Source organism: Variovorax sp. P5_A3, from assembly GCF_056400665.1.
The window spans coordinates 32,185-53,489 of sequence record NZ_JBFUKW010000003.1 but is presented as its reverse complement, the minus strand read 5'-3'; the positions used below and the strand labels follow the sequence as shown (position 1 = coordinate 53,489).

18 protein-coding genes and 2 tRNA genes are annotated in these 21,305 nt (G+C 66.1%); 10 read left to right on the top strand and 10 right to left on the bottom strand.

Annotation, left to right across the window (positions count from 1 at the left end):
- Positions 1-25: 25 nt before the first annotated feature.
- A tRNA-Leu gene (locus tag AC1D3B_RS05615) sits at positions 26-110 on the top strand.
- Positions 111-197: 87 nt separating this feature from the next.
- Here AC1D3B_RS05615 and rimO read toward each other — a convergent pair.
- From rimO to AC1D3B_RS05590, 5 genes are all read right to left on the bottom strand, one after another.
- Positions 198-1,604: a 30S ribosomal protein S12 methylthiotransferase RimO gene (gene rimO, locus AC1D3B_RS05610; protein ID WP_478189679.1), complete on the bottom strand. Its 1,407-nt coding sequence runs from the start codon at positions 1,602-1,604 to the stop codon at positions 198-200.
- 40 nt (positions 1,605-1,644) lie between these two features.
- Positions 1,645-2,178, bottom strand: coding sequence for a polyhydroxyalkanoate synthesis repressor PhaR (gene phaR, locus AC1D3B_RS05605; RefSeq protein ID WP_478189678.1), 534 nt, complete (start codon positions 2,176-2,178; stop codon positions 1,645-1,647).
- Positions 2,179-2,275: 97 nt separating this feature from the next.
- Positions 2,276-2,644 carry a hypothetical protein gene (locus AC1D3B_RS05600; RefSeq protein WP_478189677.1) on the bottom strand — a complete coding sequence of 123 codons (369 nt, stop codon included), beginning with the start codon at positions 2,642-2,644 and terminating at the stop codon, positions 2,276-2,278.
- A gap of 179 nt (positions 2,645-2,823) precedes the next feature.
- A tRNA-Val gene (locus AC1D3B_RS05595) sits at positions 2,824-2,900 on the bottom strand.
- Between the two features lie 49 nt (positions 2,901-2,949).
- Entirely contained in the window at positions 2,950-5,091 is a 2,142-nt protein-coding gene (locus AC1D3B_RS05590; RefSeq protein ID WP_478190001.1) for a RelA/SpoT family protein, read from the bottom strand.
- A 249-nt stretch (positions 5,092-5,340) separates the two neighbouring features.
- Here AC1D3B_RS05590 and AC1D3B_RS05585 point away from each other — a divergent pair, with 249 nt between their 5' ends.
- Complete coding sequence (locus AC1D3B_RS05585) at positions 5,341-6,111, top strand: 3-hydroxybutyrate dehydrogenase (protein ID WP_478189676.1); 771 nt, start codon at positions 5,341-5,343, stop codon at positions 6,109-6,111.
- A gap of 13 nt (positions 6,112-6,124) precedes the next feature.
- Here AC1D3B_RS05585 and AC1D3B_RS05580 read toward each other — a convergent pair whose 3' ends face one another.
- Both AC1D3B_RS05580 and AC1D3B_RS05575 read right to left on the bottom strand, forming a co-directional pair.
- Positions 6,125-6,787, bottom strand: coding sequence for an SIMPL domain-containing protein (locus tag AC1D3B_RS05580; RefSeq protein ID WP_478190000.1), 663 nt, complete (start codon positions 6,785-6,787; stop codon positions 6,125-6,127).
- Positions 6,788-6,882: 95 nt separating this feature from the next.
- Positions 6,883-7,233, bottom strand: coding sequence for a hypothetical protein (locus AC1D3B_RS05575; protein WP_478189675.1), 351 nt, complete (start codon positions 7,231-7,233; stop codon positions 6,883-6,885).
- A gap of 171 nt (positions 7,234-7,404) precedes the next feature.
- On the opposite strand from AC1D3B_RS05575, the gene ompR reads away from it, so the two are divergent.
- Together ompR and AC1D3B_RS05565 are read left to right on the top strand one after the other, a co-directional pair.
- Positions 7,405-8,136: an osmolarity response regulator transcription factor OmpR gene (gene ompR, locus AC1D3B_RS05570; protein ID WP_028250078.1), complete on the top strand. Its 732-nt coding sequence runs from the start codon at positions 7,405-7,407 to the stop codon at positions 8,134-8,136.
- An 80-nt stretch (positions 8,137-8,216) separates the two neighbouring features.
- Positions 8,217-9,647 (top strand): sensor histidine kinase, encoded by a 1,431-nt coding sequence (locus AC1D3B_RS05565; protein ID WP_478189999.1) that lies wholly within the window; start codon positions 8,217-8,219, stop codon positions 9,645-9,647.
- 4 nt (positions 9,648-9,651) lie between these two features.
- Here AC1D3B_RS05565 and ispF read toward each other — a convergent pair whose 3' ends face one another.
- Together ispF and ispD are read right to left on the bottom strand one after the other, a co-directional pair.
- Positions 9,652-10,137, bottom strand: a complete 486-nt coding sequence (gene ispF, locus AC1D3B_RS05560; RefSeq protein WP_478189674.1) for a 2-C-methyl-D-erythritol 2,4-cyclodiphosphate synthase — start codon at positions 10,135-10,137, stop codon at positions 9,652-9,654.
- Positions 10,134-10,844 carry a 2-C-methyl-D-erythritol 4-phosphate cytidylyltransferase gene (ispD, locus tag AC1D3B_RS05555; RefSeq protein WP_478189998.1) on the bottom strand — a complete coding sequence of 237 codons (711 nt, stop codon included), beginning with the start codon at positions 10,842-10,844 and terminating at the stop codon, positions 10,134-10,136. Before ispD ends, ispF begins: the two co-directional genes overlap by 4 nt.
- A gap of 101 nt (positions 10,845-10,945) precedes the next feature.
- Between ispD and mfd the strand changes: the two genes are divergently transcribed.
- From mfd to AC1D3B_RS05540, 3 genes are read left to right on the top strand one after another with little or no spacing between them, the layout of a single operon-like run.
- Positions 10,946-14,428: a transcription-repair coupling factor gene (gene mfd / locus AC1D3B_RS05550; protein ID WP_478189673.1), complete on the top strand. Its 3,483-nt coding sequence runs from the start codon at positions 10,946-10,948 to the stop codon at positions 14,426-14,428.
- Positions 14,425-15,135 carry a phosphoserine phosphatase SerB gene (gene serB / locus AC1D3B_RS05545; RefSeq protein ID WP_478189672.1) on the top strand — a complete coding sequence of 237 codons (711 nt, stop codon included), beginning with the start codon at positions 14,425-14,427 and terminating at the stop codon, positions 15,133-15,135. Before mfd ends, serB begins: the two co-directional genes overlap by 4 nt.
- A 5-nt stretch (positions 15,136-15,140) precedes the next feature.
- A complete protein-coding gene (locus tag AC1D3B_RS05540; protein ID WP_478189671.1) occupies positions 15,141-16,391 on the top strand; it encodes a cystathionine gamma-synthase family protein in 1,251 nt (416 codons plus the stop codon).
- A 54-nt stretch (positions 16,392-16,445) separates the two neighbouring features.
- Here AC1D3B_RS05540 and AC1D3B_RS05535 read toward each other — a convergent pair whose 3' ends face one another.
- Positions 16,446-17,636, bottom strand: a complete 1,191-nt coding sequence (locus tag AC1D3B_RS05535; protein WP_478189670.1) for an aminotransferase-like domain-containing protein — start codon at positions 17,634-17,636, stop codon at positions 16,446-16,448.
- A gap of 127 nt (positions 17,637-17,763) precedes the next feature.
- Here AC1D3B_RS05535 and AC1D3B_RS05530 point away from each other — a divergent pair, with 127 nt between their 5' ends.
- The 3 genes from AC1D3B_RS05530 (at position 17,764) to AC1D3B_RS05520 (ending at position 21,267) form a co-directional block, all read left to right on the top strand.
- Entirely contained in the window at positions 17,764-18,633 is an 870-nt protein-coding gene (locus AC1D3B_RS05530) for a hypothetical protein (RefSeq protein ID WP_478189669.1), read from the top strand.
- A 14-nt stretch (positions 18,634-18,647) separates the two neighbouring features.
- Positions 18,648-19,781 (top strand): AraC family transcriptional regulator, encoded by a 1,134-nt coding sequence (locus AC1D3B_RS05525; protein WP_478189668.1) that lies wholly within the window; start codon positions 18,648-18,650, stop codon positions 19,779-19,781.
- An 82-nt stretch (positions 19,782-19,863) separates the two neighbouring features.
- On the top strand, positions 19,864-21,267 hold the full coding sequence (locus AC1D3B_RS05520) for a serine hydrolase domain-containing protein (RefSeq protein WP_478189667.1): 1,404 nt from the start codon (positions 19,864-19,866) through the stop codon (positions 21,265-21,267).
- Positions 21,268-21,305 lie beyond the last annotated feature (38 nt).

Here is a 21,305-nt window from a genome sequence, read left to right as displayed (position 1 = left end):
CATAACTGCTTCGGCAGTTATGTGGGCCCAGATGGCGGAATTGGTAGACGCACTAGTTTCAGGTACTAGCGAGTAACATCGTGGAGGTTCGAGTCCTCTTCTGGGCACCAAGTTTAAATACACCCTTCCAGGGTCTCCAGATTCAAGCCACCGGTATCCGGTGGCTTTTTTCTTGGCCGTCTGGTTTGCCTGCGGCATCAGATGGGCAACGCGATCAGGTCGTGTCCCTCGGCACCGACGATGCGAGCCCGCGTGAACTCGCCGACCTTCAGCGTCTTGCTGATCTTTTCCGGCGGCAGCAGACGGACGATGCCATCGATCTCCGGCGCGTCGGCATAAGTGCGGCCCACGCCGCCCTTGCGCCCCATGCCGGGCGCCGAATCCACCAACACCTGCATCGTCGCGCCGATGCGCTTGCGCAGCTTGGTGATCGATACGGCTTCCGCCACTTCCATGAAGCGCGCACGCCTGGCTTCGCGCTCGGCCTCGGGCAGCATGCCGGGGATGTCGTTCGCGGCGGCGCCCTGCACCGGGCTGTACGCGAAACAGCCCGCGCGGTCGATTTCCGCCTCGCGGATGAAGGCCAGCAGATGTTCGAATTCTTCTTCGGTCTCACCGGGGAATCCGGCGATGAAAGTGCTGCGGATCACGAGCTCCGGGCACACCTCGCGCCAACGCGCAATGCGCTCAAGGTTCTTCTCCCCACTGGCCGGACGCTTCATTCGCCGGAGCACATCGGGATGGCTGTGCTGCAGCGGCACATCGAGATAGGGAAGCACCTGACCGCTCGCCATCAACGGAATGACTTCGTCCACGCTAGGATACGGATACACGTAGTGCAACCGCACCCACGCGCCGTACGGCTCCGCGATCTCGCCCAGCGTGCGCACGAGTTCGAGCATGCGCGTCTTGACCGGCTTGCCGTCCCAGAACCCGGTTCGGTACTTCACGTCGACCCCGTAGGCCGAGGTGTCCTGACTGATCACCAGGAGTTCCTTTACTCCGCCCTCGAACAGCGCCTTGGCCTCGGACAGCACATCGCCGACCGGCCTCGATACCAGGTCGCCGCGCATGGACGGGATGATGCAGAAGGTGCAACGATGGTTGCAGCCCTCACTGATCTTCAGGTACGCATAGTGGCGCGGCGTGAGTTTCAGGCCCGCTATGCCGAAGGCCTGCGGCACCAGGTCGATGAACGGATCGTGCGGCTTCGGCAGATTCGCATGGACCGCGTCCATCACTTCCTGGGTCGCATGGGGCCCCGTGACCGCGAGCACGCTGGGATGCATCTGGCGAACCAGGTTGCCGCCTTCATCGCCCGTCTTGGCGCCGAGGCATCCGGTCACGATCACGCGCCCGTTGCCCGCGAGAGCCTCGCCGATCGTGTCGAGGCTTTCCCTGACGGCATCGTCGATGAAGCCGCAGGTGTTCACGATCACGAGGTCGGCACCCTCGAAAGTCTTGGAGGTTTCGTAGCCCTCGGCGCTCAACTGGGTCAGGATCAGTTCGGAATCGGTCAATGCCTTGGGACAGCCCAGGCTCACAAAGCCGACTTTGGGGGCTGCCGGCGCGGCAATTCGTTCGGGGGATGCAACTTCGCTCATATCCCCCTATTGTCCCAGCTATCGGCCACCATGCCCCATTTCAGGGTCGCTTGATGCCGAACGCGCCCAGAACCTGCTCGGTGTTCTTCTGCATCTGCTCCTGCATCTGCAGGAAGACGTTCTTCGACTGCTCCACGTAGTTGCCCATCAACCCTTGCAGCATCGGGGACTGCATGGTCATGAATTTCGACCACATTTCGGGCGTAAGGCCTTCCGCCTTTTCGGCCAGTTGTGCCTGGACCTCGGCCATTGCCTGGATGTTCTTCTCCAGATAGGGGCCCATGTAGCTCTGCATTGCCTGACCGTAGAAGCGGATGATGCTGGCCAGGACCTGCTCGGTGAACATCGGCGCGCCGCCGGCCTCCTCCTCGAGGATGACCTGCAGCAGGATGCTCCGTGTCAGGTCGTCGCCGCTCTTGGCATCGCGGACCACGAACGACGCCTTGTTCATGACGAGCTGCTTCACCTCGGCAAGGGTGATGTAGCTGGAGGTTTCCGTGTCGTAGAGCCTTCGGTTCGGATACTTCTTGATCACCCGCTGGACCGGCTTTTCGCCGGACTTCTTGCTCTGCACTAGGAACTCCTTGAGGTTTCGCACCAAGACGCGCGAGCAATTCTAGGGAGCGGTTTTGTTACACCGCGCCAAGGTTTACCCTGACCGGCGGAGCGCTTCAGTCCAGTGACGTGGCGTACTCGGCGCCGCAGACCTTGCACGAGCCCGTTTCGGGGCGCTCGCCGGTCGCTTCCCGGTACTGGAGGGGGCTCTTGATGCCGTTGAAGACCCAGCAGCGGGGGCAGTGCTCCTGCCCCGCCATCGGCAGGTAGGCCCGAGCCCTTTGCTCGGCACGCTCGCGCGTGACGGGCGAACCCTGGCGCTCGGTGCGCGCCACGTCCTCCGCCGCCATGGTTCCGGCCCGGCCGTTCGCGCGATCGTTGAGCCCGTAGACCACGCGCGCGAACTCAAGCGGCGCCTGGCGCACCAGCGCTGCAATACGAAGCTCTTCCAGCGACGGATCGATCTCGGCTGCAGGAGTGTTCATCGGTTCCCTGAGACAGATGATGGGCTTGACGAGTGGTCAAGGTACCACAACTGGAGGCCCACTTGCCAGTCGCCGAATGCCATAGTTCCAGCGGGGGAGCCATGACGAGAAACTGGGGCTTGGGGAGTTTTTGATCCGCCGCGCGTCCGGTGGTTAAGCGGACGCTGGATCAGGAAGATTGGTAGGCGCGATTGGACTCGAACCAACGACCCCCACCATGTCAAGGTGGTGCTCTAACCAGCTGAGCTACGCGCCTAAGGATGTGTCCGAGAAGCAGCTATTGTAGCAGGCTGCGAGACCGCTTTTCAGCGACGTCGCGCAGAACGCACACCGCTCACCGCGGCGACCACGGCCAGCACCTGCTTGAGCCGCGTTGCGTCCGCGATCTCGATGGTGAAGGTCATCCACGCGGTGCCCTTCACCGACTGCGTCTGAACGCCGATCACGTTCATCTTCTCGCGCGCGAACACGTCGGAGATGTCACGCAGCAGCCCCTGCCTGTCTGCCGCCTCGACTGCGACATCGACGGCATAGACCGATCCCGCCTCGCCCTTCTGCGCACCCCATTCGACGTCGATCACGCGCTCGGCATCGCGACTCGCCATCATGCGGAAGTTGCTGCAGTCCGAGCGATGGATGCTCACGCCGTGGCCCTTGGTCACGAAGCCGCGAATGGCGTCCGGCGGCGCAGGCTTGCAGCACTTGGCCAGTTGCGTCATCAGCGACGAGACGCCCACCACCAGCACGCCGCCCCGCCCCGACTGCTCGCTGCCGCGTGCCTTCTTGATGATGACGCCGTCGTCCGGTCCGGGCGCAGGCTCGGGCGGACGCAACAGCATCTCGATATTGCGCAGCGAGAACTCGTCCTTGCCCACCACCTCGAACAGGTTGTCCGCCGACTTGAAGCCGAGCTGCGACGCGAGGTCTTCGAGCTTCAGTGCCGTCTTGCCTTCACGCTGGAGCAGCTTTTCGACCGCCTCGCGGCCGCGCGCCACGGTCTCGTGCGTGATCTGCGCGTTGAACCAGGCCCGTACCTTGGCACGCGCCCGATGGCTGGCGAGATAACCCAGCTCTGCATTGAGCCAATCACGCGACGGACCGCCTTCCTTGGCGGCGATGATCTCGACCGTCTGGCCGTTCTGCAGCGGCGTGTTGAGCGGCACCATCGCACCGTCGACTCGGGCCCCACGGCAGCGGTGGCCGAGGCTGGTGTGCACGGTGTAGGCGAAGTCCACCGCCGTCGCACCCTGGGGCAACTCGACGATCGCCGCATCCGGCGTCAGCACGTAGATGCGGTCGTCGAAAAGACCCTGCCCCTGCTGTCCGCCCGAGAGATCGCGCTCCCACGCCAGCAGTTGCCGCAGCACCGCGATCTTGGCGTCGTACTCGCCGGTTGCCCAGACGCCGGCATAGCCCTTGTGGCCCGCTTCCTTGTAGGCCCAGTGGGCCGCCACACCATGCTCCGCGTGGTCGTGCATTTCCTCGGTCCGGATCTGGATCTCGATCGGCTTGCCCGCATGCCCGTCGACCACTTCGCGCACCACCGTGTGGAGCGACTGGTAGCCGTTGGGCTTCGGTCTCGCGATGTAGTCGTCGAACTCCTCGTCGATCGGCTGGAAATGCGAATGCACCCACGCGAGCGCCGCATAGCAGTCCTTGACGTCGGCCACCACCACCCGCAACGCCATGATGTCGAACACCTGCGCGAAATCGAGCGACTTGCCGCGCATCTTCTTGACGATGCTGTAGATGTTCTTTGGCCGACCTTGCACCGTCGCCTTGATGCCTTCGGCCGCGAGTTCGCGTTCGAGGCGCGTGCGCAGCTGCTCAACATAGCCTTCGCGCTCGATGCGCTTCTCGTCGAGAAGTCGCGCGATGAGCTTGTAGGTTTCGGGCTCGAGGAAGCGGAACGAGAGATCCTCGATCTCCCACTTGACCTGCCAGATGCCGAGGCGGTTCGCGAGCGGCGCGAACACCTGCAAGGACTCACGGGCGACGTTCTCGGGCACCGGCCGCTTGCTGGCTGCCGCATGACGCAACGTCTGCAGGCGCGAAGCCAGCCTCAACATGACCACGCGCAGGTCGCGCGAGAACGCGAGCAGCATCTTGCGCACGTTCTCGGTCTGCGTGCCGGGACCATCCGCCAGATGCGAATGCGCGGTGGCCGAACGAGCCTGCTTCTGCACATGCACGAGCTTGGTGGTCTCCACCGCCAGCGCGGCGAAGTTGTCGCCGAACACCTTGGCGATCACTTCCTGGGGCCTGTTCAAGTGCTGGCACGAATAGACCAGGTAGCTGGCCGCCTGCATCGCCTCCGATCCGCCCATGGACGCGACGATGGCGGCGACCGCGTCGGCATGCGCGAGCGTGTTCTCGCCCGTGTCGAGCACTTCGTCGGCGATCAGTGGCTCGGCGAAAGCTCGCGCGCGCGCGAGCATGTTTTCCATGACCGGCGTGCGCTCTGCCGTCGCCGCCGACAACGGATAGTCGACCACGAGCGATTCCGACGAGGAAGGCACGTGCAGGTTGTTCTGTTCGCGCTTCACTGGTTCGGACGCCGGACGGATGACCGCCATCGTGCCTGCTTGCGTGCCTCGCCACGGGCGTTTTTGAAGGCAAGTGCGGTCATGGAAAAGGCGGGCTCGCGATGAAGATAATTCTCTCGTTGCATCCTAATTCATTCGGAGACTGTCATCATGCTCAAAGGCAAAACCGCGCTTGTCACGGGGTCCACCAGTGGTATCGGACTGGGTATCGCGAAGGCGCTCGCACAACAAGGCGCAAGCATCGTGCTCAATGGTTTCGGCGATGTGGAGGGCGCGAAGGCCGAAGTTTCGGCCTTCGATGTCAAGGTGGATTACCACGGCGCCGACATGAGCAAGCCGGCGCAGATCGAGGACATGATGAAGTTCGCGGCCTCGCGCTTCGGACGCGTCGACGTGCTCGTGAACAACGCCGGCATCCAGCACGTCTCGAATGTCGAGGACTTCCCGGTGGAGCGATGGGACGCGGTCATTGCCATCAACCTCAGCAGCGCGTTCCACACGACGCGGCTCGCCATCCCGGCGATGCGCGAGGCCAACTGGGGCCGCATCATCAACATCGCCTCCGCGCACGGGCTCGTGGCATCGGCGCAGAAGTCCGCGTATGTCGCGGCGAAGCACGGCATCGTCGGCCTCACCAAGTCGGTGGCGCTCGAAACCGCGACCACTGGCATCACGAGCAACGCGATCTGCCCTGGCTGGGTGCTCACGCCCCTCGTGCAGAAGCAGATCGACACCCGCTCCGAACGCGAAGGCATCTCCCTCGCGCAGGCTCAGAAAGATCTGCTCGGCGAGAAGCAGCCTTCGCTTCAGTTCACGACGGTGGAGCAGTTGGGCGGCCTCGCGGTGTTCCTGTGCTCGCCCGCCGCGGAACAGGTCCGCGGCGTCGCGTGGCAGGTCGACGGCGGCTGGACCGCCCAGTAGCGCCTGCCCGGCCTTACTTGAGCTGCACCGAGCCGGAGACGTTGACCATCACCGACGCCTTGCCGGCTTCGACCGGCACCGGGCTGTCGGAAGCGGCCTTCGCCTCCATCGCCATCATCCGGGGCTGGAAGGGTGCGCCCACGTTCGCATTGACCGACACTTCGCGCAACGTGTAGCCGCTGAAGCCGAATCGCTTGGCGAGTTCGTCCGCGCGCTGCTTGAAATTGTCGATCGCCAGGCCCTGGGCCTCGGTCTCGGCCTTGGCCTGCTGCTCGCGGCTCAGGCTGAAGCCGATGTTCCGGATGGTCATCGTGGAGATTCGGCCGGCTGTCTGCGCGATGCGCGGGAAATCGCGGCCTTCGAGCACGAGTTCGGCGGTGCCCTGCCATCCGGTCAGCGTGCCGTCGCGGTTGCGGCGGGGCGACAGGTGGAAGTTGCCGGTTCGCACGTCCATCTGCCCGGGTTGTGCATTCTTCCGGGCTTCGGTCAGGGCAGCATCGAGCGCCGTCTTGAGCTGTGTCTGAACTGTGGCTGCATCGGCGGCGTCGCGCGAGGTCGACAACGTCATGCTCAATTGGTCCTGCAGGACCTCCACGGTCGAATTGGCCGAGAGCTGGAGCACGTTCTGCGGCTGGGGCAAGGTCACGGTCTGGGCGGATACGACACCCGCAGTCATCCATGCGGCACAGGCCGCAATCCATTTGGCGTTTTTCAAGGCAGGAGATCCTCAGGTCGACAAGAAAGAAGAGAAGCGCCCGAACGGGGCGCCACTCAGGGGCGCTGGCTACTCGGCGCGGTCAGCGCGGCGCCCTTCACCCCAGGCGCTGGCACCACGCGCTCGGCCGGCTGCGATTCTGCCGACTGGACGACGTCATGGCGAGGCGACCAATTCTGACGCACCTGCTGCCTCAATTCGGCCAGCTCCGCGGGCGTCAGTCGGCGGCCGGCGGCCGCCTCTTCGCGGCGGACTTCGTCCCGGGTGGCCGCGCGATGGGCTTCCACCGCGTCGCGCACGTCGGCACGGCGCTGGTCGGCCACCGTCATGAAACCGGGCGTCCCGGCCAGCACCGGCAGACAGCAGGTGGCGATCAGCAAGGGAAGCGTCAGAGAGTTGGTTTTCATAAGGTGCGTGAGACAGCAGAAGTCACTTTGCCATCGCTTGACAAGGCGCAAACGTCTGGACGGCTAGCGCCCGCAAGTTTTGTAACTTTGTGTCAAACCTCTGTGTAAAGCACCTCAATGGGGCTTCAACGCCCTCAGAATTGGCGTTGTTACAAATTCGGCGTTGTAGAAATGAATCAAGCTCCCGCTCGCACAGACAAGATCGTGATCGTCGACGACGACGCACGCATCCGCGACCTGCTGCGCCGCTACCTGACCCAGGAAGGATTCGAGGTCATCGTGGCGGAAGACGGCAAGGCCCTGAACCGCATCCTGCTTCGCGACACGGTCGACCTGATCGTGCTCGACCTGATGATGCCCGGCGAGGACGGCCTCTCGGTCTGCCGCCGCCTGCGTGCCGCCAACGACCGCACGCCCATCATCATGCTGACCGCCAAGGGCGAGGACGTGGACCGCATCGTCGGCCTCGAAGTCGGCGCCGACGACTACCTGGGCAAACCGTTCAACCCGCGCGAACTGCTCGCCCGCGTGCATGCCGTGCTGCGCCGCCGTCCGCCGCTGGAGGCGCCGGGCGCCCCTTCGACCGACAACGAAACGGTCAACTTCGGCCCCTTCAGCTTCGACCTCGGCTCGCGCACGCTCAAGAAGGACGGCGAGGAGCTCTCGCTGACCACTGGCGAGTTTGCGATGCTGAAGGCGCTGGTACGCCATCCCAGACAGCCGCTGTCGCGCGAAAAGCTGGCCCAACTGGCGCGCGGCCGCGAATTCGAGCCCTTCGACCGCAGCCTGGACGTCCAGATCTCACGCCTGCGCAAGCTGGTCGAGTCGGACGCCGCGGCGCCGCGCTATATCCAGACCGTCTGGGGCGTCGGCTACGTCTTCGTGCCGGACGGCACTACCTGAAGCGCTGACCCGTGGCCGCCTCGATCGGCCCGAAGACGACTCAGCCGAGCCCCCTCGCCGAGGACAGCTCCCAGGCCACCCTGCCCAGCCCGCTGGAAGGCATCGGTTCCCGGCGGCGACGGTCCAGGATCCAGCTCGGCCTGAGTCTCTTCTGGCGGACTTTCTTCCTGCTGGTGCTGTTGCTTGTCGGCTGTACGGTCGCGTGGCTACAGACCTTTCGTGCGCTCGAATACGAGCCGCGCGCGATCCAGACGGCCCACCAGATCGCTTCGCTCGTGAACCTCACGCGCGCGGCGCTCGTGTATTCCGACGCCATCACCCGCGTCTCGCTGATCAAGACACTCGCCGACCAGGAAGGCGTGCGCATCCTGCCGCGCGAGCCGAACGACCGCTTCCTGCCCTACACCAGTGGCGCGCTGGACCAGCGGGTCACCGAAGAGCTGATCGCCCGTCTCGGCGAAGGCACGACCGTGGCCAGCCGCGTCAACGACGAGCCCGGCCTCTGGATCGGCTTCACGATCGAGAGCGACACCTACTGGCTGCTGGTCGATCCCACGCGCTTCAGCCGCCTCGACCGGCGCACCTGGCTGATCTGGCTCGCGACGACCATGGCGCTCTCGCTGGCAGGTGCGGCGCTGATCACTCGCCTCATCAACCGACCGCTGAAGCAGCTTTCCCAAGCCACCCTACAGGTGCGCGAAGGTGAATACGAGGCGCACCGGCTCGACGAGCGCGCCCGCACCAACGAAATCCGGGCGGTGAACGTCGGCTTCAATCGCATGGCCGACCAGTTGGCCAAGATCGAGCAGGACCGCGCCGTCATGCTGGCGGGCATCTCGCACGACCTGCGCACGCCGCTCGCACGGCTGCGCCTCGAAACCGAGATGAGCGTGGCCGACGAGGATGCCCGCGACCACATGGCGGCCGACATCGCGCAGCTCGACGCGATCATCGACAAGTTCCTGGACTACGCCCGGCCGGACCATGTCGACTTCAAGCCCGTGCTGCTGCGCGACGTGATCGACGCCTGCACCTACGCGGTGCAGGATCACGAGGACATCAAGATCACCGTCGACGTTCCGCCGGACCTGCGCGTCATGGCGGACGACGTCGAGCTCCAGCGCGTGATCTCCAACCTGGTCGAGAACGCGCGCCGCTACGGCAAGACACCGTCCACGGGCGTCGCGGACATTACGATCCAGGCGCAGGCGCACAACGATGCGGTGCTGATCAAGGTGCGCGACCATGGCGCCGGCGTCGCGCCCGCGCTGCTGTCGCAGTTGAGCAAGCCCTTCTTCCGAGGCGACGTCGCACGCACGTCGGCGGCGGGAGCGGGCCTGGGGTTGTCGATCGTCACCAAGAACATCGAGCGCATGGGCGGCACCTTCGCCCTCACGAGCACGCCGGGCCGCGGGCTGGCGGCGCACATCCGCATGCCGCGCGCCGCCTCGGCCAAGACCGACGCCCTGCCCTCGAAAGACAAGCCGATGCCGAAGGAAAAGGAAAAGTAGCTGTTCAGCGATGAAGGAGTGCTATGGCGCGGGCCTCCATCGCCCGCCCTTCGCCGATCGGGCCGAGCTTCTCGGCCGTCTTCGCCTTCACATTGACCTGATCTACGCCGACGCCGAGTGCAGCCGCGATGCGCTCGCACATCGCCGGAATGTGCGGAGCGAGCTTCGGCGCCTGCGCGATCACCGTGCTGTCGACGTTGCCGATCTGCCAGCCCGCCGCACGCACGCGACGCGCCGCCTCGGCCAGGAGCACCGACGAATCCGCGCCCCGGAACTGCGCGTCGGTGTCCGGGAAATGCCGGCCGATGTCGCCCAGCCCGGCCGCGCCGAGCAAGGCATCGGTGATGGCATGCAGGAGCACGTCGGCATCCGAATGCCCGAGCAGGCCGGTGCTGTGGGGCACTTCGACGCCGCCCAGGATCAACTTCCGGCCCGCCACCAGTTGGTGGACATCCCAGCCCTCGCCGACGCGCAGATGGAAAGCAGTCATGGTTCAGTGCGCCGGCTGTGCAGAAGTGCTTCAGCCAGAGCGAAATCCTCGGAGTAGGTCAGCTTGAAATTCTGCGCGCTGCCCGGCACCAGCAACGGCGCGAGGCCGATCCCCTCGATCGCGCTGGCCTCGTCCGTCACCGAATCGCCGGCGCGCCCCAGGGCGTCGAGGAGCATGCCGATGCGGAACATCTGCGGCGTCTGAGCCAGCCACTTGTCGGCGCGTGTCGCCGTGCTGACGACCCGACCCTCGGGCGAAGCGACCTTGAGCGTGTCCGCCAGCCGATGGGCCAGCAGCCCGCCGATGGGATCGCGCTCGCAGGCGGCGATCAAGGCCTCGATCTGCGTCGGCGTCACCAGGCAACGCGCCGCATCGTGCACCAGAACCCAGTCATGAGGCCCCGCGCCGGCATCCCGCAAGGCGCGCAGGCCGTTTCGCACAGTGGCGGCGCGCGTCGGACCAGCCACCCGAAACAGGTGCTCGCCCGCACCCGGAAAGCGCGGCAGCACGATCCCCACATCCGGGTCCTCCGGCGAAACCACGAGTGCGATCCCCTCGAATCGCCCGGCGAGCGAACGAAAGGCTTCGAGGGTGTGCTCGACCATCGGCCGCCCCGCGATGCGCTGGTATTGCTTGGGCCCCACGCCGCCGGCGCGACTGCCCGAACCGCCACAGGGGATCAACACGAAAAGACGGGAAGCGGACATGGGTGGAATGGCTGCCAGCGACAAAGGGGCAGCCATTCTAGAATCGCTCTTCACACCCCTCGCCCGCCGGCGCGGGGTGTTCTGCATTTCCCAGGCACTTCATGGACCTCCCCCATCTCACAGTCGGCAAGCGCTTCACGCTGCCGCGCCCGCCCCTGTCGGCCGATGCGCTGTTGTTGGCCCAACTGGCCGAGCGCGAAAAAGCGGCCGGCCGTGCGACGGCCGTGTTCACGGCCGACGCGAACGACGCCCAGCGCCTGATCGACGAGATCGCCTTCTTCGCGCCCGAACTCCGCTGCGCCCTGTTCCCGGACTGGGAGACGCTGCCCTACGACAGCTTCTCGCCCCACCAGGACCTGATCAGCGAGCGTCTCGCCACCCTCTGGCGGATCAGCCAGAAGGAGGCCGACGTGGTGCTGGTGCCTGCGACGACCGCGCTCTACAGGCTGGCGCCACCGGGCTTCCTGGCCGGCTACACCTTCCATTTCAAGAGCGGCCAGAAGCTGCAGGAATCGAAGCTGAAGGCCCAGCTCACGCTGGCGGGCTATAGCCACGTGACGCAGGTCGTGAGCCCCGGCGAATACGCCGTGCGCGGCGGCCTGATCGACCTGTTCCCGATGGGCTCGGCGGTGCCGTTCCGGGTCGACCTGTTCGACGACGAGATCGATTCGATCCGCACCTTCGACCCGGACACGCAGCGCAGCCTCTATCCAGTGCCCGAAGTGCGCCTGCTGCCGGGCCGCGAGTTTCCGATGGACGACGACGCCCGCGCACGCTTCCGCAGCCGCTGGCGCGAGTTGCTCGAAGGCGACCCCACGCGCAGCCGCATCTACAAGGACATGGGCAACGGCGTCGCCACGGCCGGCATCGAGTACTACCTGCCGCTCTTTTTCGAAGAGACGGCAACGGTGTTCGACTACCTGGGCGCCGACACCACGGTGGTCCTGCACGGCGAGCTCGAACCCGCCTTCCAGCATTTCTGGCAGGACACGGGCGAACGCTACCGGCTCGTGCGCGGCGATCCCGAGCGGCCGGCGCTGCCGCCCGAGGCGCTGTTCCTGAACGCCGAGCAGTTCTATCAGCGCGCCAAGCCGCATGCCCAGCTGGCCATCCGGGGCGATGCCGCCGCCGATGCGCCCTATGCGGAGTTCGACGCCCTGCCAGCCTTTGCCGTCGTTCGCGGCGCCGACGATCCGCTGGTCAAGCTCAAGGAGCACATCCACGCTACGCCGCACCGCGTGCTGGTGATCGCCGAGAGCGACGGCCGGCGCGAGAGCCTGCTCGACTTCCTGCGCGCCAGCGGCGTGAATCCGCCCGCCTTCGACTCGCTCGCCGAGTTCGAGGCCTCGCCGGACGAGAAGATCGGCATCGCGACCGCCGCGCTGGTCGCCGGCTTTGCATGGCGCGAACAGGCCATCGACTTCGTCACCGAGACCGAACTCTTCGCCACCGCGCCGTCCAGCCGTCGTCGCAACAAGCGGCAGGAACAGGTCAGCGATGTCGAGGCGCTGATCAAGGACCTGAGCGAACTCGCCATCGGCGACCCGGTGGTGCACTCCGCCCATGGCATCGGACGCTACCGCGGACTGGTCAACATGGACCTCGGCCAGGGCGCCGATGCCGACGGCAAGCCGCTGATGCAGGAGATGCTGCACCTGGAGTACGCCGACAAAGCCACGCTCTACGTGCCGGTGTCGCAATTGCACCTGATCAGCCGCTACACCGGCGTCAGCGCCGACGAGGCGCCACTGCACAAGCTGGGCTCCGGCCAATGGGAAAAGGCCAAGCGAAAGGCCGCCGAGCAGGTGCGCGATTCCGCCGCCGAGCTGCTCAACATCTATGCCCGTCGTGCGGCGCGCGAAGGCCATGCCTTCCGCTTCTCGGCCGCCGACTACGAAGTGTTCGCCAACGACTTCGGCTTCGACGAGACAGCCGACCAGAAGGCCGCGATCCATGCCGTGATCCAGGACATGATCTCCCCGCAGCCGATGGACCGGCTGGTCTGCGGCGACGTCGGCTTCGGCAAGACCGAGGTGGCCCTGCGCGCCGCCTTCATCGCCGTGACCGGCGGCAAGCAGGTCGCCTTCCTCGCGCCAACCACGCTGCTGGCCGAGCAGCACTTCCAGACGCTGGTCGACCGCTTCGCAAAGTGGCCGGTCAAGGTGGCGGAGATGAGCCGCTTCCGGTCCACCAAGGAGATCACTACCGCTGCAAAGGGGCTGGCCGACGGCACGGTGGACATCGTGGTCGGCACACACAAGCTGCTCTCGCAGTCGGTCAAGTTCAAGAACCTGGGCCTGCTCATCATCGACGAGGAACATCGCTTCGGCGTGCGCCACAAGGAGGCGATGAAGGCGATGCGCGCCGAGGTCGACGTGCTGACGCTCACCGCGACGCCGATCCCGCGCACGCTGGGCATGGCGCTCGAAGGCTTGCGCGACCTGAGCGTGATCGCCACCGCGCCGCAGCGGCGGCTCGCGATCAAGACCTTCGTGCGCAACGAAGGCACCGGCGTGATCCGCGAGGCCGTGCTGCGCGAGCTCAAGCGCGGCGGCCAGGTCTACTTCCTGCACAACGAGGTCGAGACCATCGAGAACCGCCGGCAGAAACTCGAGGAAATCCTGCCCGAGGCACGCATCGCCGTCGCCCACGGCCAGATGCCCGAACGCGAGCTGGAGCGTGTGATGCGCGACTTCGTCGCCCAGCGCTACAACATGCTCCTGTGCTCGACCATCATCGAGACCGGCATCGACGTGCCCACCGCCAACACCATCGTGATGAGTCGCGCCGACAAGTTCGGCCTCGCGCAACTGCACCAGTTGCGCGGCCGCGTGGGCCGCAGCCACCACCAGGCCTATGCCTACCTGATGGTGCCGGACATCGACGGCCTGACCAAGCATGCCGCGCAGCGGCTCGACGCCATCCAGCAGATGGAAGAACTGGGTTCCGGCTTCTACCTGGCGATGCACGACCTCGAGATCCGCGGCGCCGGCGAGGTGTTGGGCGAGAACCAGAGCGGCAACATGATGGAGATCGGCTTCCAGCTCTACAACGAGATGCTCGCCGAGGCCGTGCGCTCGCTCAAGGCCGGCCAGGAGCCCGACCTGCTCGCACCGCTGAGCGTGACGACCGAGATCAACCTGCACGCCCCCGCCCTGCTGCCCGACGACTACTGCGGCGACGTGCACTTGCGCCTCTCGTTCTACAAGAAACTCGCGACGGCCAAGACACCCGATCAGATCGACACGCTGCTCGAAGAGATCGTCGACCGCTTCGGCAAGCTGCCGCCGCAGGCGCAGACGCTGATCGACGTGCACCGGCTGCGCGTCCTTGCAAGGCCCTACGGCGTGGTCAAGGTCGACGCGGCGCCGGGCGTCATCAACATCACCTTCAAGAAGGACCCGCCGGTCGATTCGATGAACATCATCCAACTGATCCAGAAGAACAAGCACATCAAGCTCGCGGGCAACGAGAAGCTGCGCATCGAGCGCGAGCTGAAGGAGCCCAGGGAACGTGCACAGATGGTGCGCGACATCCTCCGCAGCCTGGGCCAGCCCAAAGTACAGGAAGCCACACCGGTATGACCGCCAAGGAAATCGCTCCCGGCCTGATCGTCCAGCGGTTCACGCCACCGCTCGCGCTCGCCGATTTCAAGCTGATCGCGTTCGACATGGACTCGACGCTGATCAACATCGAATGCATCGACGAGATCGCCGATGCGGTGGGCAAGAAGGCCGAGGTGGCCGCCATCACCGAAGCGACGATGCGCGGCGAGATCAAGGATTTCAAGGAAAGCCTGCGTCGCCGCGTGGCGCTGCTGCAAGGCGTGCCGGTCGATGCGCTGCAAAAGGTCTACGACGAGCGCCTGCGGCTCAGCCCCGGCGCGGAGCAACTGGTGGCGGCTTGCAAGGCCGCCGGCATGAAGGTGCTTCTGGTCTCCGGCGGATTCACCTTCTTCGCCAACCGGGTGAAAGACCGGCTCGGCATCGACTTCGCGCGCTCCAACCTGCTGGACGAAGCCGACGGAAAACTCACCGGCCAAGTCGTGCAGCAATCCTGGGGCGACATCTGCGACGGCGCGGAAAAACGCCGCACGCTGCTGGAAGTCGCTTCGCTGCTCGGCATCTCGCCGGGCGAGACCATCGCTGTCGGCGACGGCGCGAACGACCTGCCGATGATGGGCGAGGCAGGTCTCTCCGTCGCCTATCACGCCAAGCCGAAGGTGCGCGAGCAGGCGATGGTCGCCATCAACGAAGGCGGGCTCGATCGCCTTCTCGACCTCTTGAGATGAACACCATGAGTGACGCTGACAAGGACAAGGGCCTGCCGGTCGCATCCGACACGGTGCACGGCGACCGGCGCTTCGGCGTCGAGCACGGCAGCATCCACAAGCCGATCCACACGTCGGTGCAGTACGGCTACGACCGGGTGGAAGACCTGATCGGCGTGTTCCAGGGCACGCTCAAGAACAGCTTCAGCTACGCGCGCCAGGGCACGCCGACGACGGCGGCGCTCGAAGCGAAGATCAGCCAGCTCGAAGACGGCATCGGCACCGTCTGCTTCTCCACCGGCATGGCCGCGCTCAGCGCGATCTTCCTGACGCTGCTGCGCGGCGGCGACCATATCGTGTCGAGCCAATTCATCTTCGGCAACACCAACAGCCTCTTCGGCACGCTCGGCGAATTCGGTGTCGAGGTCAGCAAGGTCGATGCGGGCTCGGTGGACACGGTTCGCGCCGCGTTGCGTCCCAACACGAGAATGGTGTTCGTGGAGACGGTCGCGAATCCCGGCACGCAGGTCCCCGACCTCGAAGCCATCGGCAACCTGTGCCGCGAACGCGGGCTGCTCTACGTGGTGGACAACACAATTACCTCGCCCGCCCTCTTCCGTCCGAAGTCGATCGGCGCGGGACTGGTCATCAACTCACTCACCAAGACCATTGCCGGCCACGGCGCCGCATTGGGCGGGGCCGTCACCGACACGGGCCTGTTCGACTGGCAGGGCTATCCGAACATCTCGCCGAGCTATCGCGGCGTCGATGCGCGCCAGCAAGGCCTCCAGCAATTGCGCAAGAAGGGGCTGCGCGACATGGGCGCGACCCTGTCGCCCGAGCAGGCCCACCGCATCAGCCTGGGCGCGGAGACGCTCGGGCTGCGCGTTGCACAGACCAGCGCCACGGCCCTGTCGCTCGCCCGCTTCCTGCAGGGCCATGCCGCAGTGGCTGCGGTGCACTACCCGATGCTCGAAAGCCACCCGCAGCACGCGCTCGCCGTGCGCCACTTCAAGGCGGGCTCGTGGCTGCTGGCCTTCGAACTGCGCGACAGCGCGAACGTGCCTGCCATGCTCAACCGCCTGGAGCTGCCCATCAAGGCAACCGGCCTCGGCGACAACCGCACGCTGGTCATCCCGGTAGCGCCCACGATCTACTGGGAAGCGGGACCGGCGGTCCGCGCCCAGATGGGCATCGCCGATGGGCTGGTGCGCGTGTCCATCGGGCTGGAGTCGGCGGATGAGCTGATCGAGGACTTCGGCCGCGCGCTCGGCTGACGCAGACGACCGGATCGGGGGCAAGCCCCTATCGCGCCCGGCGACGCCAAAGGTTCAGAGCGCCGCGCCGAGGCGCGCGATGCCTTCCTGGATCTTCTCGACATTGGCCGTGGCGAAACTCAGGCGCAGCGTCGCGAGATCGGGCTTCTCCGCGAAGAACGGCGCGCCGGGCACGAAGGCCACGAGCTTTTCGATCGCGCGCTTGGCGAATATGTTGGCGTCGGCGATCTTGCCGTTGGCACCCGTGAGGCGCGCCCAGAAGAACAGGCCGCCGCCCGGCTGCGTGAAGGTGATGGCATCGCCGAGATCCTTCTGCAACGCGGCGCCCATGGCTTTCGCGCGTTCGCCGTAGACCTTGCGCACGTTGGCCAGCGTGGCGGGCATGCGGCCGCTCTTGAGGTATTGCGCAGCCGTCGCCTGTGCGAAAGTGCTGGTGTGCGCGTCGCTGAACTGCTTGCACATGGTCGCCTTCGCGAGCAGTTCGGCGGGGCCGATCATCCAGCCGATGCGCAGGCCGGGGCTCAGCACCTTGCTCAGGCTGCCGCAATGCACGACCAGTTCGCGGCTGCCGGGCACGTCCTTGGTGAGCGACAGGATCGACGGCGGCGGCGCCTTGTCGTCGAAATAGAGATCGCCATAGGGGTCGTCCTCGACGATCAGCGTCTGGTACTTCACCGCCATCTCGAGCACCTTCCTGCGGCGCTCCAGGGTGAGCATCGCACCGCTGGGGTTGCCGAAGGTCGGGATGAGATAGACGAACTTCGGCTTGTGTTCGGCGATGAGCTTTTCGAGCTCGTCGGTGCGCACGCCGTCGGCATCAATCGGCGCGCTGATCAGTTGCGCGCCGTAGAGGCGGAAACACTGGATGGTGGCCAGGAAGGTCGGGCCTTCGACGATCACCTTGTCGCCGGGAGAGATGAGCGTCTTGCCGAGCAGGTCGAGCGCCTGCTGGCTGCCCGTGGTGACGATGAGGCCGCTCGGGTCGACATCGACGCCCTTGGTCTTCATGAAGGCGCTGAGTTGCGTGCGCAGCGGCTCGTAGCCTTCGGTCGCGCCGTATTGCAGGGCGCCGCCGGGCTCTTCCGCAAGGGCCTTGGCGCTTGCTTCCTTCAGCCCTTCGACATCGAACATTGCGCTGTCCGGAAAGCCACCCGCAAAGCTGATGATGCCGGGCGTTCCGAGCAGCTTGAAGAGTTCGCGGATGGCGGAGGTTTCGACGTTGTCGAGGCGAGAGGCGAATTGCATGGATACCTTCTGTCGGTGAGTTGCAGCCGCCATTGTCGCAGCGAGGTCGGTTCACGAAGTCGTGTCCGCGGTGTATGGTCCTGACTCGCGGCGCCGCACCGGCGCTGGCTGCCAGGAGGAGTCCGCCGTGGCCCTGCGAAGGTTGTTTGCTGCCCTGACCGTGGCCGTTGCGGCCGTCGGCGCGGCATGGGCGCCCTCGGCCGCGGCGCAAGCCAGCGCGGCCAGCTTGCGAGCAGCCTACGAAAAGCTCGGCCCCGACCTGGCAAAAAGCCCGTTCGGGCGACCGATGGTCCTGAATGCGGCGGAAACCGAGAGCAGCCTGAAGGGCGAGGTGTACGGCATCCTGGACCGTCCGCTGGACAAGATCAGTGCCTCCCTGAGCCAGCCGAAGCAGTGGTGCGAGATGCTGATGCTCCATCTCAACAACCGCGCCTGTCGCGTCGACACGGCCAAGCAAACGCTGACGTTGAGCGTGGTGCGGCGGTACGACGTTCCCGTCAAGGACGCATTCGAACTGACTTTTCGCTTCCAGCTCGTCAGCGCGAAGCCCGACCACTTCTCCGCGAAGCTGACCTCCGGCAAGGGTCCTTTCGGCACGCGCAACTATCGCATCCAACTCGACGCCATCCCGGTGGGAACCGGCAAGTCCTTCGTTCACTTCGCCTACGCCTACGACCAGGGTTCCGCAACCCGCGTGGCAACCCAGAGCTACCTGGCCACCATGGGACGCGGCAAGGTGGGCTTCACTGTCGTGGGCAAGCAGGCGAACGGCGACCCCGAGCTCATCGGCGGCATGCGAGGCCTGATGGAGCGCAACGCCATGCGCTACTTTCTGGCGCTGGACGCCTACCTGGCGGCGCCTGACGATTTCGAGAAGCGCCTGACGCTCTGGTATGCGGGCACGGAAAAGTTTCCGCGGCAATTGCACGACCTCGGCGAGGCCGAGTACCTCGAACTGAAGCGGGCAGACCGGCAGCGCCAAGGCCAGCCCCGCTGACCGCAAACCCACCGATGATGCTGAACCTTCTGCTTCGCGGCGGTGCGGCTGGCGTACTGGTCCTGGTTGCGATCGCCCTCTGGCGCGACCACCCACGGTCCATCGCCGCGCGCCTCGGCTCGGCTTTCGCAGTCTCGGTCGCGGCCGCGACGCTGGCTGCCGCGCCCAGCTTCACGGCGGAGCCCGACATCGGGTCCATGGTCGTCGTCGCGCTGGCATCGGGCGGCATGTTCGTGTTCTGGCTCTTCACTTGCGCGCTGTTCGACGACGCCTTCCGGTTGCGCGGTTGGCACGCCCTGGTGTGGGCAGGCATGGCAACGATCGGCGTACTGCACTGCATCGGACAAAAAGGCGGACACGCACCATGGGAACCCGCCGCAGGCGTTGCGCTGGGCGTCATGCCCGTCGCATGGGCCCTCCTGGCCATCGCGCAATCGGTTGCGAACTGGCGCGAGGATCTGATCGAGGGAAGGCGCCAATTGCGCTCGCTGATCGTCGCGGCCACGGCGCTCTACACGGTCGCGCAGCTGATGGTGGCACTGCTGGCGGGCCTGACTTTGAAGGAGGTGGTCGAAAGCACGGCCAACGCCGCCGGTACCGCCGGCCTGACCTTGTTCGTTGCATGGCGGCTGCTGCGCGCCGGTCACGAAGCATTGTTCGGGGTCGCGGTATCGGGCACCGATGCCGCCGAGGGCAGCCTGATTGCGCCCCCGGCCTCCATGCCCTCTCCTGCCGCGGAAACGGTCCCGGCACCGGACCCGAAGCAGGTGGCCGCGCTCGAAGCGCTGATGGCGGTGGAACGCGTCTACCGTGAATCCAACCTCACGATCGGCGTCCTCGCCGAGCGAATGGGCATGCCGGAGCACAGGTTGAGGCGCCTGATCAACCAGGGCCTCGGCCACCGCAATTTCACCGCCTTCCTGAACACCTACCGCCTGGCCGACGCGCGCCGCTGGCTCGCGGACCCCGAACAGGCGGAAACGCCCATCCTCACCATCGCGATGGATGCAGGCTTCCAGTCGCTCGGCCCCTTCAATCGGGCTTTCAAGAGCGACACGGGCCTGACGCCCAGCGAATTCCGGCGCCGAGGCGGCGCGATGATGTTCGCCGCGCCGGGTCCGGGACTGGCCGAATCCGAAATCGGCTAGCCGAACACCGAATCCAGCGAGAAGCGCGGCACGACAGCGCAGAAAGTGGCCGAGCCAATCCCGGCCGCCAACTGCCCTGAACATGCAACGCCTCTTCATCGCCGCCCCGGTCCTGTCCACGTTCCTGCTGACTGCGTGCGGTCATGTTTCGCCAGGCAGGGCGGCGGCCGTGACGACCGGCTATGTCAGCCACCAACTCTGTTCGGCGGTATTCGTCGCCGGGAGGGAGCCGCAAAGCTACTACCGCGAGGCGATCGAGCCGCTCTCGGGTCCCGCGGCACTGCTGATGAGCCACACCATCGACCACGAGCGACGCGAAGTGCGGGCGACCTTCGCCGGGCTCGCCGAAAGCCGCGCGGTCTACCGACCGCAGTTCGGGTGTGTCAATGCGACCGACGGCGTCCCGGACGACAACGCGGAATCACCGGCGACACCGCCTGCAGCACCCGCGTTGCTCGGGGACATCGCCGGCCCCGCACCGGTCCACCCCACCGATCCGGCACTGATTGCTGCGCTCGACCACGCGTTCGAAGAGACGGCGCAGGCACCGCACCGCTACACCCAGGCCGTGGTGGTGGTCCACAAGAACCGGATCGTCGCGGAGCGCTACGCCTCCGGCGTCGGCGTCGAGACGCCACTGGCCGGCTGGTCGGCCACCAAGTCGGTCACAAACGCCCTGGTCGGCATCCTGGTTCGACAAGGCAGGCTCGACATTCACGCACCCGCGCCCATCCGCGCCTGGGCGGATCCGGCGGACCCGCGCCATGCCATCACCATCGATCAGCTCCTGCGGATGACCAGCGGCCTCGCCATGGGACAGTCGCTCACGTCGAGCGTGTGGTCCGCTTTCGACCCCTCGGCGCAGATGATCTTCGTCGACCCGGATTCCGCGGCGGTGGCCGAGCGTGCCCCGCTGGCGCACCCTCCGGGCTCGACGTGGAACTACACCAACGCGAACACGCAACTGCTGTCGCGCATCGTGCGCGACCAGGCCGGTGGCACGCCCGCGGCGACCCTGGCCTTCGCGCACCGCGAGTTGTTCGACAAGCTCGGCATGCGTGGCGTGACGCTCGAATTCGACCCGGCCGGGACGCCGATCGGGGCAAGTCACACGTGGGCGCCGGCGCGTGACTGGGCACGCTTCGCGCTGCTGTACCTGAACGACGGTCAGATCGATGGGCAGCGCATCCTTCCGGCGGGCTGGGTCGCCTATTCGGCCGCACCCACACCCGGTTCCGAAGACTACGGCTACGGAGCCGGCTTCTGGACCAACCGCGGCCCCGGCGCGGGGGCTCGCTACCGCGTGCTGCATGGAATGCCGGCGGATGCGTTCATGGCCCGTGGCAGCAATGGCCAGTACTTGGTCATCGTCCCTTCGAAGAATCTCGTCATCGCGCGATTCGGCCCCGCATGGACGCCGCGCGACGACATGGAGACGGTCGCGCAACTTGCGCGAGAGGTGATCGCGACGATCAAGCCGGATTGAAGCCCCCAGGGGCCGCCAGCCCTCGAAGTGCGCTGTCT